Origin of the sequence: Psychrobacter sp. APC 3279 (assembly GCF_030407795.1) — a bacterium.
Taxonomy (GTDB): Bacteria; Pseudomonadota; Gammaproteobacteria; order Pseudomonadales; family Moraxellaceae; genus Psychrobacter.
In genome coordinates this window covers 39,073-56,162 of sequence record NZ_JASDCR010000024.1, presented here as the reverse complement: position 1 = coordinate 56,162, position 17,090 = coordinate 39,073, and the positions used below count along the sequence as shown (strand labels likewise).

General features: G+C 45.0%; 11 protein-coding genes, 2 tRNA genes and 1 pseudogene. 6 read left to right on the top strand and 8 right to left on the bottom strand.

Going from position 1 to position 17,090, the window contains the following annotated elements:
- A pseudogene (locus QL898_RS12580) lies at window positions 1–115 on the top strand (IS5/IS1182 family transposase); the annotation flags it as partial.
- Between the two features lie 458 nt (window positions 116–573).
- Here the strand turns inward: QL898_RS12580 and QL898_RS12575 are convergent.
- The 7 genes from QL898_RS12575 to rsmH form a co-directional block, all read right to left on the bottom strand.
- Window positions 574–1,521: a putative RNA methyltransferase gene (locus tag QL898_RS12575; protein ID WP_290177051.1), complete on the bottom strand. Its 948-nt coding sequence runs from the start codon at window positions 1,519–1,521 to the stop codon at window positions 574–576.
- A gap of 139 nt (window positions 1,522–1,660) precedes the next feature.
- Complete coding sequence (gene mraY, locus QL898_RS12570; RefSeq protein ID WP_101205970.1) at window positions 1,661–2,779, bottom strand: phospho-N-acetylmuramoyl-pentapeptide-transferase; 1,119 nt, start codon at window positions 2,777–2,779, stop codon at window positions 1,661–1,663.
- Between the two features lie 3 nt (window positions 2,780–2,782).
- A complete protein-coding gene (gene murF, locus QL898_RS12565; protein ID WP_290177050.1) occupies window positions 2,783–4,231 on the bottom strand; it encodes a UDP-N-acetylmuramoyl-tripeptide--D-alanyl-D-alanine ligase in 1,449 nt (482 codons plus the stop codon).
- Between the two features lie 82 nt (window positions 4,232–4,313).
- Window positions 4,314–6,026 (bottom strand): UDP-N-acetylmuramoyl-L-alanyl-D-glutamate--2,6-diaminopimelate ligase, encoded by a 1,713-nt coding sequence (locus tag QL898_RS12560; protein WP_290177049.1) that lies wholly within the window; start codon window positions 6,024–6,026, stop codon window positions 4,314–4,316.
- 66 nt (window positions 6,027–6,092) lie between these two features.
- Window positions 6,093–8,183, bottom strand: a complete 2,091-nt coding sequence (locus QL898_RS12555; protein ID WP_057762051.1) for a penicillin-binding protein 2 — start codon at window positions 8,181–8,183, stop codon at window positions 6,093–6,095.
- Entirely contained in the window at window positions 8,180–8,662 is a 483-nt protein-coding gene (locus tag QL898_RS12550) for a cell division protein FtsL (RefSeq protein WP_290177048.1), read from the bottom strand. The genes QL898_RS12555 and QL898_RS12550 overlap by 4 nt, the downstream gene beginning before the upstream one ends.
- A gap of 432 nt (window positions 8,663–9,094) precedes the next feature.
- Window positions 9,095–10,096, bottom strand: a complete 1,002-nt coding sequence (gene rsmH, locus QL898_RS12545; protein WP_290177053.1) for a 16S rRNA (cytosine(1402)-N(4))-methyltransferase RsmH — start codon at window positions 10,094–10,096, stop codon at window positions 9,095–9,097.
- 397 nt (window positions 10,097–10,493) lie between these two features.
- On the opposite strand from rsmH, the gene gltX reads away from it, so the two are divergent.
- The 5 genes from gltX to QL898_RS12520 all read left to right on the top strand — a co-directional run bounded on the left by gltX (window position 10,494) and on the right by QL898_RS12520 (window position 13,913).
- Window positions 10,494–12,020: a glutamate--tRNA ligase gene (gene gltX, locus QL898_RS12540; protein WP_290177052.1), complete on the top strand. Its 1,527-nt coding sequence runs from the start codon at window positions 10,494–10,496 to the stop codon at window positions 12,018–12,020.
- A 159-nt stretch (window positions 12,021–12,179) separates the two neighbouring features.
- Complete coding sequence (locus QL898_RS12535; protein WP_290177047.1) at window positions 12,180–12,545, top strand: hypothetical protein; 366 nt, start codon at window positions 12,180–12,182, stop codon at window positions 12,543–12,545.
- 122 nt (window positions 12,546–12,667) lie between these two features.
- Window positions 12,668–12,743: transfer RNA gene (locus tag QL898_RS12530), tRNA-Ala, on the top strand.
- A gap of 148 nt (window positions 12,744–12,891) precedes the next feature.
- Window positions 12,892–12,967, top strand: a tRNA-Glu gene (locus tag QL898_RS12525).
- Window positions 12,968–13,259: 292 nt separating this feature from the next.
- Window positions 13,260–13,913: a LysE family translocator gene (locus tag QL898_RS12520; RefSeq protein ID WP_201548431.1), complete on the top strand. Its 654-nt coding sequence runs from the start codon at window positions 13,260–13,262 to the stop codon at window positions 13,911–13,913.
- A gap of 99 nt (window positions 13,914–14,012) precedes the next feature.
- Here QL898_RS12520 and QL898_RS12515 read toward each other — a convergent pair whose 3' ends face one another.
- The gene (locus tag QL898_RS12515; protein ID WP_290177046.1) at window positions 14,013–16,850 is read right to left on the bottom strand and encodes an aconitate hydratase; all 2,838 of its coding nucleotides are present in this window, start codon (window positions 16,848–16,850) and stop codon (window positions 14,013–14,015) included.
- Window positions 16,851–17,090 lie beyond the last annotated feature (240 nt).

Here is a 17,090-nt window from a genome sequence, read left to right as displayed (position 1 = left end):
GTTTGCAAGGCTTAAACACTTTCGTAGTATCGCCACTCGCTATGAGAAGTTAGCGCGTAATTTTAAGTCAATGCTTTATCTGGCGTGTACTATCGTTCATTGTAAGATGAATTGAAGACACGCCCTAGTATCTTTTTCATCATTTTATTCCTTTGAATTTATATTTAGTGTCGTTATAGATAATTCACTTAGTGTTAAATGAACTATCGTGATAAAGCTTTACTCTATCGACAAAGAGAATGATAAATGATTCTAGTATTAAGTAGATTTATGAAACTTGAAGAAAGGTTGCGATTGTTACGAGGGCATGCGCGCTTAAAGGCATGTTAAGTGTTGGCGTAATGTTTGGTTAAATGGCAGCGTATTTACGCTTTATCGGTAAGCATCGTAGACAGGATATTTATAAAAACGCGAATGACTAGCTGATTGATAAATAATGCAAATACAGAGACGGTTAGGCTAAAACTTCTGTATCGACCTTTCTGCTATTCGAAAAACCTAACTCATTAGAAATTTCTGGTTAATGTTTAAAACGAGCATGGCAATACTTCATACTGCTATGCTCTAAATGTGCTAAACAGACGTTTTCTGCAAAATATAAACCACAAACTTTGCCTTTGTGCTAAATGCTGCTGTTTCTACGGCTGCCAGTAGCGCTTGCCTTTTTTCGCTGCGGGCACGGTACGCATAAGGTGTCATCGTCATCAAATCAGCCAAATTCTCTGCGGATAATGTCAGCTCCTTACTGACACGGCAAGTCTCAGCCAACGTAAAATACGGTGCTAATTCTTGCAAAAATTTATCAGAATCATGCTCACGCACATCATCAAATAGCGCATCACGCATCGTTGCCAAATGCCCGATATCAGGTTTGGCAATGATTAAATAGCCATCATCCATCAATACATTGTCGAATGCCTCGGGCAAAATAGGGCTAAAGATACTACTAATACCCGTCATACTGTGCGGGCGTAACGGTAGATGTGCAGCACTGGTCACTAATGGATAGATCGCTGTCGTCTTGGCAGTATCTTCTTTGCGCGGCTGATACCATAGATGACCTGCTAGTTTACTGACTTTGGCCAGCTCAACCACTGCAGGCTTACTGATGTCAGCAGCTATCAGCGTATCTATAACATCTGAGCCCGTTTGCGCCATTGCCTGTGTGTAATAGCCTTCTCCGCAGCCAATATCGAGCCAATTGACCGGCTTGCTATCTTGCTCGTTTATGAGCTCATCGTTAGACAGCAATTCTGCCATTTTTTGACTAATTAGGTTTTGGAGTGGTGCGTAGTGACCATGATTTAAAAACCGCTTACGTGCATCGATAGATTCTTGGCTATCCCCAGGTGCTTTGGACTTTTTATGTTGTACTGGCAGCAGGTTGACATAGCCTTGACGCGCTACATCAAAGGGATGTGAAGTCTGTTTGGGATTCAAACTGCCATCACAGCGCCAAGTATCGGCGGCAGGCTGTAGTGGTGACTGACAAAGTGGACAAATAAATAACGACACGGGCATCTCAAATTGATAGCAATATGCTTCGCATTCTAACAAAATTCATGTGTCTTGAGCGACAAAAAGCCGTCTCAATCATGATTGAAACGGCTTTCTGGATTTTTGCAAATTGATATCCATATAGATATTCGATTGTTATAGCTTAACGTAGCTTTAGCGTCATTAGCCCAAGGATGACAAGAATAATGGCAATGATCCAAAATCTCGCCACCACTTGCGTTTCTTTCCAGCCAATTTCCTCAAAGTGATGATGCAGCGGTGCCATACGGAAGACGCGTTTTTTGCGCAGTTTATACGAGCCAACTTGCAACATCACCGATAGCGCTTCTGCGACAAACAAACCACCCATAATCGCAAAGGCAATCTCTTGGCGGGTCATCACGGCAATAGTACCTAGCATTGCACCTAGCGCTAGCGCGCCAACATCACCCATAAAGACTTGTGCTGGATGCGCGTTGAACCATAAGAAACCAAGACCTGCTCCGACCATTGAACCACAGACGATGATGACTTCGGAATTGTAAGGAATATAAGGTACATGCAAGTAATCAGCAAAGCGCACATCGCCTGATACATAGGCCATCGCACCCAAACCTGCAGCGACGAGAACGACTGGCAAAATCGCCAAACCATCCAAACCATCGGTTAGATTGACTGCGTTAGAAGCGCCATTAATCACAAAATAGGTAAAGATGATGAAGCCAATACCAAATGGCACTGCTGAAAATGGAATCATCCAGTCTTTGAATACTGGCAATAGCAGATCCTGCATCTCACGCGTGGTATTAATATCTGGTTGTAGCGTGGCGATATAATACAAAGACACACCGACAAACAATGCACCCATAGACAACCAAAAATACTTTTTGCGAGCGATTAAGCCTTTTGGATCTTTGTACTTTATTTTTAGCCAATCATCTGCCCAACCTACGGCGCCGAAGATAACCATAACCACGAGCAAAATCCAAACATAAGGATTGTTTAGTCGTGCCCATAGTAGCGTCGATATACCAATCGCACTTAGGATTAATACCCCGCCCATGGTTGGCGTACCAGTCTTGGCCAAATGCGATTGAGGCCCATCATTACGAATGGCCTGACCATATTTGAGCGAACGCAAGTGCCGAATGACACGGCCACCAAACATCATACTAAATACAAGGGCGGTAACAACGGCAAGCAATGCTCGCAGCGTCAACGAAGAAACCGCAGAAAACGGCGTATAATACTGGCCAAGCCAGCCGAACAACCAAACTAACACCGCCTACTCCTCTACTAGCGCATGAATAAGTGTTTCCATTCCCATGGAACGAGAGCCTTTGAACAACACAGTACAAGGCTTAGCTTGTTGCGCTTGCAAATACGGCTGTAAATACTGTAATAGATTGTCTTTGTCAGCAAAGGCATGAGCACTGATATCAGACACCTCTTGCGCACCCGCAACGGTATAAGGGGCATACTCGCCCACACAAAGCAGCACGTTGATACCCGTGGTCGCAATAGTACGACCCAAGCTTTGATGCTCACTGATAGCCGCCTCTCCTAGCTCACCGATATCGCCTAGCACCATGACCTGCGTACCTGTTTGCGCAGCCAATACTTTGGCAGCAGCACGTACCGAATGAGGGTTGGCATTATAAGTATCATCAATAAGACGATGCATACCAAGTATCTGGCTATTTAGACGACCTTTAGCAGGACGTGCGTTTTCGAGTCCAATCACAATGTCACTTACTTCAATATTTAGCGCATGCGCACAGGCAGCAGCAGCTAAGGCATTATTGACATTGTGCTCACCTGCCAATGGCAAGTTGATATCATGGATTTGGTTACCGATATGTAGCTTAAACTCACTACGCTCAGGCTCTACATCTAGATGGCTTGCGCTTACGTCCGTATTACCAAAGCCAATCACATGCGAGGTGTGCTTTTCAGCGATACGACGCAACTGATTGGTAAAATCATCCTTATCAGGAACAATCGCAAACTGCGCGTCCGTCAACGTATGGTAAATCTCAGCCTTGGTTTGGCAAATACCTTCACGGCTACCGAACTCGCCCAAATGCGCTGTACCGATGTTTAAGATACAGGCCACATCAGGCTGAACAATTTCAGTCGTATAAGCAATCTCGCCAATATGATTTGCGCCCAACTCCAAAATAGCGTAACGATGATGATCTGATAGCTCAAGCAACATCATTGGCACACCCAAATCGTTATTAAGGTTACCACGAGTAATCAAGGTCGGTGCCAATCTACCAAAGATACTTCCTAGCATTTCTTTGCAAGTAGTCTTGCCACTAGAACCCGTAATAGCAATCACGGTTAAATCTGGATGCTGCTGACGACGATATGCTGCCAATTGACCTAGCGCCAAACGGGTATCGCTGACCACCAATTGCGGAATAGCATTTGGGCCGGACAACGAGATAGGACGCGAGACGACAGCGGCAACAGCGCCTTTAGACATCGCTGTCTCAATATAATCATGTCCATCGAAATTATCGCCGCTTAGCGCCAAAAATATATCGCCTGGCTTTATCGTACGGGTATCGGTGGCTATACGTTTACTGGCTAAAGCAGTCTGCTCTGCTGCATAGCCTTGTGGTAGTTGCCACTGCCCATCGAGCGACGTGGTCGCTGCGAGCAGATTGTCCATTTGCCAGACATAGAGCCCTTGCGACTGGGCAGTATTATCGGTGTCGGCTGTCATAATGATTACCTTATATGATGACTACTTAATTTTTATATTTAATGATCAATTTTTACTAATGCATGTATTGAAAGCCAATCAATTACACACGTCCCGCCTGACTCAACGCCTGCTGCAACACAACACTGTCATCGAAATCATAGCGAACGTTATTAATCTCTTGATAGGTCTCATGACCTTTGCCTGCGATGACAACGATATCATCTACACCTGAGTGACTAACTGCATACTCAATAGCGGTTTGGCGGGCAGGCTCGATATGGGTTCGTTGATATTGCTCAGCGGTCATACCAGCCTGCATATCTTGCAAAATTACATTTGGGTCTTCGGTACGTGGATTATCCGCGGTCAAAATAACTTGATCAGCACCTTCTAGACCTGCTTGCGCCATCAACGGTCGCTTGCCTGCATCACGATCTCCGCCGCAACCAAATACTGCCCATAGCTGACCTTTACAGTGGGTTTTTAAACTTGCCAGCACTTGGCTTAGCGCATCTGGAGTATGCGCATAATCAACGATAAAGCAGCCATCATTTGATGGTACACGCTGCATACGCCCAACCGCACCTTGCAACTGTGCAACAGCAGGTGCAATACGCTCAATATTTATAGCCAAATTAGTATCAAGTGCTACGACAGCTGCTATCGCTGCGAGCAAATTGGCTACATTGAATCGACCTAATAATGGACTGACAATCTCTATGTTGTCAGCTTTGTCATCGCCAAAATCAGTACGCAGATTTATTTTGACGCCTTGCAGACTGGGCGTGATATCAGCGGCAACAAAAGTAGCAGCTTTTGATGAATCCAAACTGTATGTCCATACCGTCAAACCGCTATCATTTGCCATATCTAACATAACTTGAGCGTGCTCATCATCGATGTTGATAATGGCATGGGTCAAATCTGGGAAATGGGCTTTATCAAACAGCTTTGCTTTGGCAGCGGCATATTCTGCCATATCAGCATGATAGTCTAAATGGTCACGGCTCAAATTGGTATAAATCGCTACAGTGACTGGCATACCTTGTAGACGTTGCTGATCTAACCCGTGAGAGCTGGCCTCTAATGCCAATATTTCTGCCTTTTCTGTTCCCATTTGATATAAGAACTGCTGGACAGCTAAAGCATCGCCCGTGGTATGACTGGCTTGCACCAGAGCACCAAGTCTACCATTACCTGCCGTACCCATCACCGCGCTACTCTGACCCATCAACTGAGTAAGCTGTGCCACTAGTTGACTGATGGTTGTTTTACCATTCGTACCAGTCACCGCAACCACGGTCGGTAGAGTCACTGGCTGCTGATATTGCAGGCGCACTTGAATTAAGCTACCCAAAAAGTCGCGAATATTAGGAACGTATAAGACCGGGCATGGCAATGCTGCTATTTGCTGCATACTAGCGATACTATCTGTCTGCGGTTCACTACTGGCATTTGAGGAACTTTTTGCTTCGCTAAGCAAAATACTAGGATCAATTTCTGAGAGAATAAACGCAGCTTGCTCAGCGGCTTGCAGTAGATAATCGCGACTTTTTTGAGGGTTGGCTGTTTGGCTTTTTAACAGGACAAATACGTCGTTCACTTCCAATTGGCGATTATCCAAGCGAAACTGTTGAAACGGAATATGGGCAATAGACTGGGATTGATCTGAACCTACCTGATTGGATGCTTCCTGCATCGATGCTGCTATCATCGCTGTAAGCTGCTCAGCCAGTTTTTGCTGCTGACTTTTATTGGCATCTATAAGCTGTTGTAAAGTAACAGTAGCGCTATCTAGCGATGATATAGTCATAGATAAATCCTAAACAGTTAAAACGTGTCAGCTCAGTAGAACTGGACATTTAAAATAATTGAACGCTTACTGCGCTTCCGTTTTTAGTGGCTTATCCAAAGGCACATTATACAATCGTAATGCTTCTTTCATCACATTATGGAAGACAGGGGCGACCGTTAGACCAGCATAAATTTGACCACGTGGGTCTTCAATAAGCATTACGCCTACCAGCTTTGGATTGGATGCAGGTGCCATGCCAGCAAAGACGTTACGATACTGGTCGGTATAGTAGCCACCATCTGGATTGATACGGCGTGACGTACCTGTCTTACCTGCCACGCGATACCCATCAATGGCGGCGGCTTTCGCCGTACCACCAGGCTCAGTCACGCTCTCAAGCATCTGTACGATAGACATTGCTTGCTCATGCGCCATAATGCGTTTGCTTGGCTGCGACTTGTCATCTTTAATTAAAGTTAATGGATGCATGACCCCACCTGCTGCTAGGGCTGAGTACGCCTGTGCAACCTGCGCCAATGTCACTTGCAGACCGTAACCATAACTAACCGTCGCACGGCGCGAGGTTTCTTTCTCTTTTGGCGTAACGATCAAACCACTACCCTCACCTGGGAACTGCAAAGGTGTTTTTGAGCCAAAGCCAAACTGTCGTTGCATATTACTAATAGCATCGGCTGGCAGTGATAGCGCAATCTTGGTAGAGGCAACGTTACTAGATTTCTGTAGTAGCGTTGCCATGTTAATCATACCCAAATTATTATGATCTCGAATGGTATAGCCACGTACGCGAATCGAACCGGGATTGGTATCAATCAAAGTTGTCGGCGTATATTTACCCGAGTCTAGCGCTGCCGCCACGGTAAACGGTTTCATCACCGAACCTGGCTCAAACACATCTAACAGTGCGCGGTTACGCTGGTTTTCACCCGTCATCTCATTAAGGTTGTTTGAGTTAAACGACGGCCATGTTGATAATGCCAACACTTCACCAGTCTGCACATCAACGATCATACCCGTTGACCAGCGTGCTTTTTGCAAACGCCCAGCCTTTTCTAGCTCTTTATACAGCAAATACTGTAAACGCGAATCAATCGTTAATGCCACATCTTTGCCAGGTACTTCTGGCTCGATTTGTTTGATTTCTTTTAGGCTGTTTTGTTTAGCATCTTTTAGAACCAAAACTTTCCCATCATCACCCGCCAGATCTTTTTCATACTGACGCTCAATACCAGCACGGCCTTCGTAACCGCCTTCAGGATCTTTGGCGTTTTGACCCATAAAGCCCAGTAGCTGTGCATTGGACTGTGGCTGTGGATAATAACGCTGAAAGAAATTCTTTTCGTAGACGCCTGGGAAATCAAGTGAGCTGACGCTTTGGGCAATCTCAGGTGTGACCTTATTAAGCAGTGGCAAATAGTGTGAGCCCGCACCAGATGGTAAAGCAGCTTTTACGGCTTTCTCATCGGTCACATCAATACTGTCATCAATAGCAGTGACTTTTTTCAACTCATCGACCGAGATATTGGCAGCAGCGGCTAGCTTTGTCAGGTCCATATTATCCAGACGCTTTTGCATACGCGCCTGTAATTGTGGACTGCTAGGATTGGTAATGATAATGCGCTTTAGCTCGTAATATTCACGAGAATAATCATGTGGACTAAACGAAACAGTCGCGAGCGGCGCACTGACTGCAAGCGGTAGATTATTACGGTCGGTAATCATACCGCGATAGGATTTTTGGGTGCGCTCACTGGTAATGAGCTCATTACCTTTGTCTTGATAAAACTGTGCATTAGCAACCTGAATATAATAGGCGCGGCTAATCAATAGCGCTAATATGACCAGCGCTAGACCCCAGACCATACGAAAACGGTTTTTGTCTTGTTCGAAACCACCGAGAGCAGAAGCACCTGACGCTTTGCTCGAAAAAACCATTTTGCTCTTGCGGTTTTTTACACTGGTGTAAGCCCCTTGGGTATCGCTTTTTTTGATGCGTCCGAATAGTTTGGCCTTACGATTGCTTGCAGCTTTATCGGGCTTGCTGCTCGTCTGACCAGACTTAGCAGCACTGGCTCGGCGGAGAGGTTTGGTTACCTTGCCGCTGGCTGGTTTCTTGCTAGTGTTTTTTGCGGTGGATTTAGGCTTTTTCTCACTCATTGTCCTGCCTCCGTCGCTGGTTCTTCAGGAGAGATGTCGGTAGAGGCACGTGGCCCAACTACGTCAGACATATCTTCATCTGAGTCTTCCGTAACCACTGGCACCAATGCAGTCGCAACACCAGGCTGAATAATCAACTTATCCTTTAATGTTGGCGAATACATACCCAATTCAGCAACCGCTCGACTGGCAATCTGCGGAGTGGCGCTAAAGGTTTGCTGCTCAATCAATAGACGCTGATGCTCTACTTGTAGCTTACGTTCTTGTTTTTTCATGTCTTGCAAAGTTTTGTAGTCCTGATGATATTGCTGAACTTCTTCGGCAGTTTTGATACCACTCCATACAATCGTGGCTGCCAATAGCAGTAGCACGACCACATAAATGCTCACCACATTAAACCGGCGCACGAACAGCTCGCCGACATCGGTATTATAAGGTGTAGCAGTGCGGCGATTCGCAGGTTTGTCAGATATTGCCATGACGATCTCAAAAAGGTGAACGTAAACGATAGAGTAGATAACGGATTGCGAAAGATGAACGTGTCATTATTCGGTCATACCATCGATAAATATAAAACCAAAGACACTTATAACTGTAAAAACTAAACCTAAAAAACCGAATGTAAAAAACACATCCAATAGCCAATATATTCAGGAGCCACAAGTCATCACAACTCATGGCTATCAATAGGTCATGCCACAACCAAACACGTTGCATGGCTGTACTACATATAAAGCCACTCAACTATTAAGCAGATAAAAACCAACTGCTGAGCCTAACAGACAATATTTACAGATTTTTAACAGTGGCGTAGCCATTAGGACATTTGCGCATCATTTAGACAAACATTAGCAATCTTAGACTACTCAATAATCATATTCGACTATGACTTATGCCGTCATGATGTTCTTCTATAGCCCTGTTGTCTGCTCATAAGCTGTATCAGTACGCGTTGCCATACGCAACCATGCACTACGCGCGCGCGGGTTTTGACTCGTTTCAGCTTTGCTTGGGCCGACACGTTTTGGCTTGCTAAAATAGCGTGGACGATTCGGCGGCATTGGCAGGTTTTCGTCTTCTGGATATTGGCCTTTGCTATGTCGCTGCAAAAACTGCTTGATACGGCGATCTTCTAATGAGTGAAAGCTAATGACCGCAAGCTGCCCACCTGACTTTAAGATAGGAATGCTTTGCGCTAAAAAGTCGTCAACATCGCCCAGCTCATTATTAATAAAAATACGCATGGCCTGAAAGCTTTGCGTCGCTGGATGTTTGCCGCGCTGCCAGTTGGGATGCGCTACCTTGATCACTTCTGCCAGCTCAAGCGTAGACTCGTAGCTCTCCATCTGTTTGATAGCACGTGCAATACGGCGACTGTGACGCTCTTCGCCAAACTCATAAAGCACATTGGCCAACGTTTCATCATCGACTTTCTCGAGCCATTCGGCAACTGACTGGCCTCGACTGGTGTCCATACGCATGTCTACTGCCCCATCACGCATAAAGCTAAAGCCGCGACTACCGTCATCAATCTGCGGAGATGAAATGCCCAAATCCGCCATCAAGCCATCAACTTCAGTGATGCCCATAGCAGCCAGACTGTCGGTCAACGTTGCGAAACTATCGTGAACCACACGCACACGTCTGTCTTTGCTTGCCAGCTCTTGCGCCACGCTGATGGCTGTCGGATCTTTATCGAAGACAATTAGTGTGGCATCTTCAGCGAGTTGACTTAATAGCAGTCGGCTATGACCACCACGACCAAAGGTCGCATCAACATAGATACCACTTATATTTAAGCTATTTTGGTCGCCTTCTGTTTGCTTAGGCAAGGATTTTACGCCGAGCACTGCAGCGACAGTCTCTTGCAGCAGCACCGCATCATGGACAAAACTTAATACATCAGACGTGATATCGCCCTCATGACGGGCGTGAGTAACATCCAGATCGACATCTTGCGTAGACGCATCCTTTATAGCAGAAGGACTAGACACTGACTCAGAGAGATCAGCGGCGGCAGAAGGACTGGCTTTCGATTTTGGCTTAGACTTTGATAGGGACACAAACAACTCAATAGATGACGACCGTACTGGCCAGTAATTAGATGAAAATAAACAAGTTATGACTTGCTTAGCATTATTATCGCAAGGATACACCTGTAGTCAAGCACTAGAAGGGCTTTTCATTAAAAATATCACATGTCTCTGTTATACTAGCGCTATATTTTACGCTATTTCTTAACATCGACTTCATATCTTTCATCGCTATTTATACTAATAGCTTATATCGATAGCAAACTTTGAGACTTTTATCATGCAAACCTCTACTGACAGCACGCACCCTGTACGTACGCGTATCGCCCCATCACCAACTGGCTTCCCACACGTAGGTACTGCCTATATTGCCCTGTTTAACTTGGCTTTTGCCAAAGCTCACGGCGGTGAATTCATCTTACGTATCGAAGACACTGATCAGACTCGCTCAACTGAGCAATCAGAACAAATGATTTTGGATGCCCTACGCTGGGTTGGTCTGGATTGGAGCGAGGGCCCAGATATTGGTGGCCCACACGCCCCTTATCGTCAGAGCGAGCGTAGCGATATCTACAAAAAACACGCCGAGATACTCATAGAAAAAGACCATGCGTTCCGCTGTTTTTGTACCCCTGAAGAGTTAGATGCCATGCGCGCTGAACAAATGGCCAGTGGCGAGACTCCTCGTTATGATGGTCGCTGTGCTCATCTTGCACCAGAAAAAACTGAGCAATTGGTAAGCGAGGGCAAACCGCACGTGATTCGTATGCGTGTACCGACCGAAGGCACTTGTCAGGTACAAGACATGCTACGTGGCACCGTTGAGTTCCCTTGGACTCAAGTCGATATGCAAGTACTGTTAAAAACAGACGGTATGCCAACGTATCATTTAGCTAACGTCGTCGATGACCATCTGATGGAAATCACTCATGTGATGCGCGGTGAAGAGTGGCTGAACTCTGCGCCTAAGCATCAACTGCTTTATGATTATTTTGGTTGGGAAATGCCAACGCTTTGCCACATGCCGCTACTGCGTAACCCTGATAAGTCAAAACTGTCTAAACGCAAAAACCCAACCTCTATCACCTACTATCGTGATGCAGGCGTGCTACCTGAAGCGCTGCTAAACTATCTCGGTCGTATGGGCTACTCAATGCCTAATGATGCTGAGCAGTTTACGCTAGAAGAGATGATTGCCAGCTTTGATATTCAGCGTGTGTCGCTTGGTGGCCCTATTTTCGATATCGAAAAGCTAAACTGGCTCAATGCCGAATGGCTACGTGCGCTTAGCCCTGAAGAATTAAAGAATAAAATCCTTGAGTGGGCCAGCAACAGTGACAAGCTAACCGCTATCGCAGCGGCGATTCAACCACGTATCGAGCTATTGTCTGATGCGGTTAATTGGGGTGGTTTCTACTTCCAAAACCTACCTGATATCAATGCTGAGAGTTTCACTCATAAATCACTCACGCCTGAGCAAGTTATCGAGATGCTGCAATTAGCGCTTTGGCAATTAGAAGTCTTGCCAACTTGGTCAGAAGAAAACATTTATGCCACGCTAAAAGGCCTTGCTGCTCATCTGGATATCAAGATGCGCGACTTTATGGCGCCGTTCTTTATCGCTATCGCTGGTAGCACTTCATCGACGCCAGTCATGAACTCTATGGCAATTATCGGCGCTGACATGACCCTGACTCGCTTGCGTCATGCAGTTGATGTACTAGGCGGCCTCGGTAAAAAGAAACTGAAAAAACTTGAGAAACAAGCGGCAGAATTGCCAGATTTCTTAGCTGCTGCTGAATAGTTCAGAAGCTGAACAACTTATCTACTAAACAGTTAACTAGCTAAACTTGTCGAATGTAAAAGGGTCAGGCCATCTCTGGCCCTTTTTTCGTTGTTAATCAGTACAACTACCCTCGTATTATTAAACGTCTTTTATTAAATATTTCAATTGGAAATAAACATGGCCGCTAAAACCATCACAATAGAAAGCAAAGATTATGTCTTTAACACGCTAAAAGAAGCACAGAAATATTATGATGCCATCGTCAAAGAGCTTTTTGAGGCAAACCTAACCCTGACGACAGGTCAAGACTTCGAAGATTTTAAATGGATATACACCACGTACTGTGGCTACACCAAGCATAATCTAGATAAATTGGGCGAATATGACATCATTGGCGTCAAAGGTATCAGAACGATCAGAGAAAAAGGCGGCCAATATATGCCAACTGAATGCTGTGCGATTATTTTTTCTGATGGTAGCGAAGAAGAGTTTTATACTGATAAAGCCATCAAAGAGATCGCACTTAAGCAAAATCCACGCTAATTTGGGCCTATTGAGCCTTTAAAATAGTCTAAATTACTTTTTTTTGCATATTTATGCATTATTTTTAAAATAGTTGTTGACAAGACTGCTGCTCTTACATAAAATACGCACACTCTTAGCGAGGGGCTATAGCTCAGTTGGTAGAGCACTTGCATGGCATGCAAGGGGTCAACGGTTCGACTCCGTTTAGCTCCACCATACTTATTTATAGCAACGCTCAGTATTACTGAAACGTAATAATAAATACTCGCTAGTAGGACGATATCAGCACCTAGTCAATGCTTATTTAATAAGCTATCTGATATTGTGAAGTACCGTTGTAACCACTGGTTATAACACTCTATGCGTCCCCATCGTCTAGAGGCCTAGGACACCGCCCTTTCACGGCGGTAACGGGGGTTCGAATCCCCCTGGGGACGCCACTATTCGGCGTCACTTATTAGCACTTTTGCTTAGCATCAGATCAGACTAATAAGCGAACAATAAAAAAGCCCAGTCATCATACGGTGACTGGGCTTTTTTATATCTGTCATTTCTTAAAACCCTCTATTCTGTTGTCGTTAGCTTATTATTAATAGCTGCTAGCTTACTGTTGATAGCGCTATTGCCAACCTATCTAATACTCGTTAATATCGATCTGACGAGCGTATTGATAAAGTGCACCTACCTAATATAAATTATTGGGCTTAGCGTGATTAAAGGGAAGTGATTGCTATGTTTGGTATCGAGAATTATCTAGGGTTTATTTTAGCGGCTATTTTGTTAAACCTAACGCCAGGTACAGATAGCATGTACATCATCACCCGTAGTGTCTCACAGGGGCAAACAGCAGGGGTTTATTCTGTTCTTGGCATTACTTCGGGTATTTTGGTACATACGTTATTGGCGGCGCTAGGATTGTCCGTATTACTTGCCAACTCCCCTACCGCTTTTATGATTGTTAAGTATATTGGGGCCAGCTATTTGTGTTATTTAGGTCTAAAAATGCTACTGAGCAAAAACTCGAGCTCGATAGCAAACAATTTATTCAAAGATCAGAACGTGACTAGCCAAAAGGCTGTAGATGGTTGGCAAATATATAAGCAAGGTGTGTTAACCAATACTTTTAACCCAAAAGTCGCTCTATTCTTTCTCGCGTTTTTTCCTCAGTTTATCGACGCTAATTATGCTTATGGCATGCTGTCATTTTTAATGTTGGGACTGACTTTTGCCACCACAGGCTTTATATGGTGCTTGTGTTTGGCAATGTTGGCGTCAAAGTTCAGCAAAAAACTAAGAGAGAATCCAAAAATTGAATCCATGATGAATAAAATAAGTGGTGTCGTATTTATGGGGCTAGGAATTAAGCTGTTGACTGAGAAGACTTAAAGAGTAAAGTAACAAGAAGAAAAACGTCTTCCATAAAAAAGCCCAATCCCCTACTTTGAAGGAGATTGGGCTTTTTGTCATATAAAGCTTAACTAATTGCTAGCCTGCTTCTTTGCTCTCAGCAGCCAATTGACGTAGTACATAGTGTAATACGCCGCCATGACGCACATATTCGCGCTCTTTTGGCGTTTGTAGACCGACATTTACCTCAAAGGTTTCTGCCGTTCCGTCAGCACGTGTAGCCGTAACCGTGGCTGTTTTGCTCTCACCATTGTCCAGACCTGTGATGCTCAGAACTTCAGAACCATCTAGTTTGTAAGTCTCTGCATTTTGACCGTCTTTAAACGTCAATGGCAGCACGCCCATACCGACTAGGTTTGAGCGATGAATACGCTCAAACGAGCTAGTTAACACCGCTTTTACGCCTAGCAAGATAGTGCCTTTAGCTGCCCAATCACGGCTCGAACCAGAACCATACTCTGACCCACCCAGTACGACGAGCGGACGCTTATCTTCTTTATACTTCATCGCTGCATTATAGATAGGCATTTCTTCGCCATCTTGTAGCGTAGCGCTGTCATCTTTGAAGTAATAGGTATAACCGCCTTCTTTACCACCCATCATGGTATTTTTGATACGGATGTTGGCAAAAGTACCACGAGTCATAACTGCATCGTTACCACGGCGTGAGCCATAGCTGTTGAAGTCTGCTTCCATCACACCGCGCTCTTGCAAATACTGACCTGCTGGTGAATCTGGATCGATATTACCCGCTGGTGAGATATGATCGGTGGTGATTGAATCACCGAACAGACCTAGGATACGTGCGCCTTCAATATCAGGAATACCTTCTGGCTCCATAGTCATCCCATCAAAGAACGGTGGGTTCTTGATATACGTTGATCCTTCATCCCATGGGTACAGTTGGCTGTCCGCTGAGCTAATCGCGTTCCACGCTGCACTACCGTCGAACACTTCGCCGTAGTTTTTGCGGAACATGTCAGCATCGATATTATTGGCAATCAACTCGTTAATCTCTTCTGAGGTCGGCCAGATATCTTTTAGGAATACATCATTGCCATCTTGGTCTTGCCCTAATGGATGAGTGGTCAGATCGATATCGACTGTACCGGCTAGCGCATAAGCAACGACCAACGGTGGTGATGCTAAGTAACTGGCTTTGACATGCGAGTGAATACGACCTTCAAAGTTACGGTTACCAGACAGTACCGCCGCCGCGACTAAGTCATTTTCTTCAATGCCTTTTTCAATCTCTTCTGACAATGGTCCTGAGTTACCGATACATGTCGTACAACCATAACCTACTAAATAGAAGCCTGTTTTTTCTAGCTCATCCATCAGATGGGTTTTTTCTAAATAATCGGTGACCACTTTAGAACCGGGTGCAAGCGATGTCTTAACCCAAGGCTTGGCTTTAAGACCTTTGGCAGCAGCTTTTTTAGCCACTAGACCTGCACCAATCATTACCGCTGGGTTTGAAGTATTGGTACAAGAAGTAATGGCGGCAATAACTACCGATCCGTCTCGTAGCTTGTGTTGTTTGTCATCGATGCTGACATTTGAGAAGATATTATTTGCTGGCGCATAACCTGCGTTGTCATCACTGGTATCAACTTCGATATTCGGTTCAGCTGCCAAGTGTTCAGCTTGCTCTTGTTCGCCGCCTTCTTGATCAAAGCGTACTTTGCCTTCTACTTCTGACTTGCGATCTTTGGTCATTTTTTCTAGCGTTTCGCCAAACTTCTCATGCATATCAGACAAATTGATACGCTGCTGTGGCAAGTTTGGACCAGCAAGTGCTGGCTGTACTGACGATAGATCTAGTTCTAATTTGCTTGAATAAGTCGCCGCAGGTGTATCGGCATCATGCCATAAGCCTTGCGCCTTAGCATATTTTTCGACCAGCTCAATCTGCTCTTCGTCACGACCTGATAGACGCAGGTAATCAATCGCCATTTGGTCAATTGGGAAAATACCACAAGTCGCACCATACTCTGGTGACATGTTGGCAATGGTGGCGCGGTCCGCTAGCGGCATACTGTGTAAGCCTTCACCATAAAACTCGACGAACTTGCCCACTACGCCATGTGCACGCAGCATTTCAACGACACGTAATACTAAATCGGTCGCCGTGACGCCTTCGGTTAGCTTACCTTTTAACTCAAAACCGACTACCTGTGGAATCAGCATTGATGACGGTTGGCCTAGCATCGCCGCTTCAGCTTCGATACCGCCTACACCCCAGCCAAGTACGCCAATACCATTAATCATCGTGGTATGACTATCTGTACCAAATACTGTATCCGGATAAGCCGTCAGCTCGCCATCGACGTCTGCTGCCATCACCACACGGGCTAGATACTCAAGGTTAACCTGATGCACGATACCTGTCGCTGGTGGCACCACGACAAAGTTTTCAAAGGCTTGCTTGCCCCAATGCAAAAACTCATAGCGCTCATTATTACGCTTAAATTCAATTTTTTCGTTCAAATCTAGCGCATCTTCGCGACCATAAGCATCGACCTGTACAGAGTGATCGACGACCAGCTCACTAGGGATAAATGGATTGATCTGCTCAGCCTTACCGCCAAGCTCGACCACTGCATCACGCATCGCCGCCAAATCGACTACTGAAGGTACACCAGTGAAATCCTGCAATACCACACGCGCTGGCATAAAGGCGATTTCTTTTGACGCTTCAGCGCCTGCATCCCAGTTGGCAACCGCTTCGATATGGTTTTTGCCAACCGACTGGCCACCGTCTTCGTTACGCAATAGGTTTTCTAGTACCACTTTCATACAAAATGGTAGTGTCTTGATATGCTCATAAGTTTCGGTCAGCTTTGGCAGGCTGTAGTAGGCATGTTCCTTGCCAGCAACCGAAAGGGTGTCTTTTACATCAAAAATATCACTCATGATAGCTTCCTTATCGTTGTTATAAATCCTGGACATAAATTATTATAAGTCTATGTATGACTAGTGGCTCAATAAATGATTGATCTGTCTTGAATCAATATCGCAGTTTCGCAAAACTGTCTGATAGAAGTCAGTGTTAACAAAAGAGATAATCATATCTATAGTGATTAACAGAAACTTCCTTTTACCATAACAAACATACAAGGCTTTGTTAACGTCTGGACGTTGTCGAATCGTGGC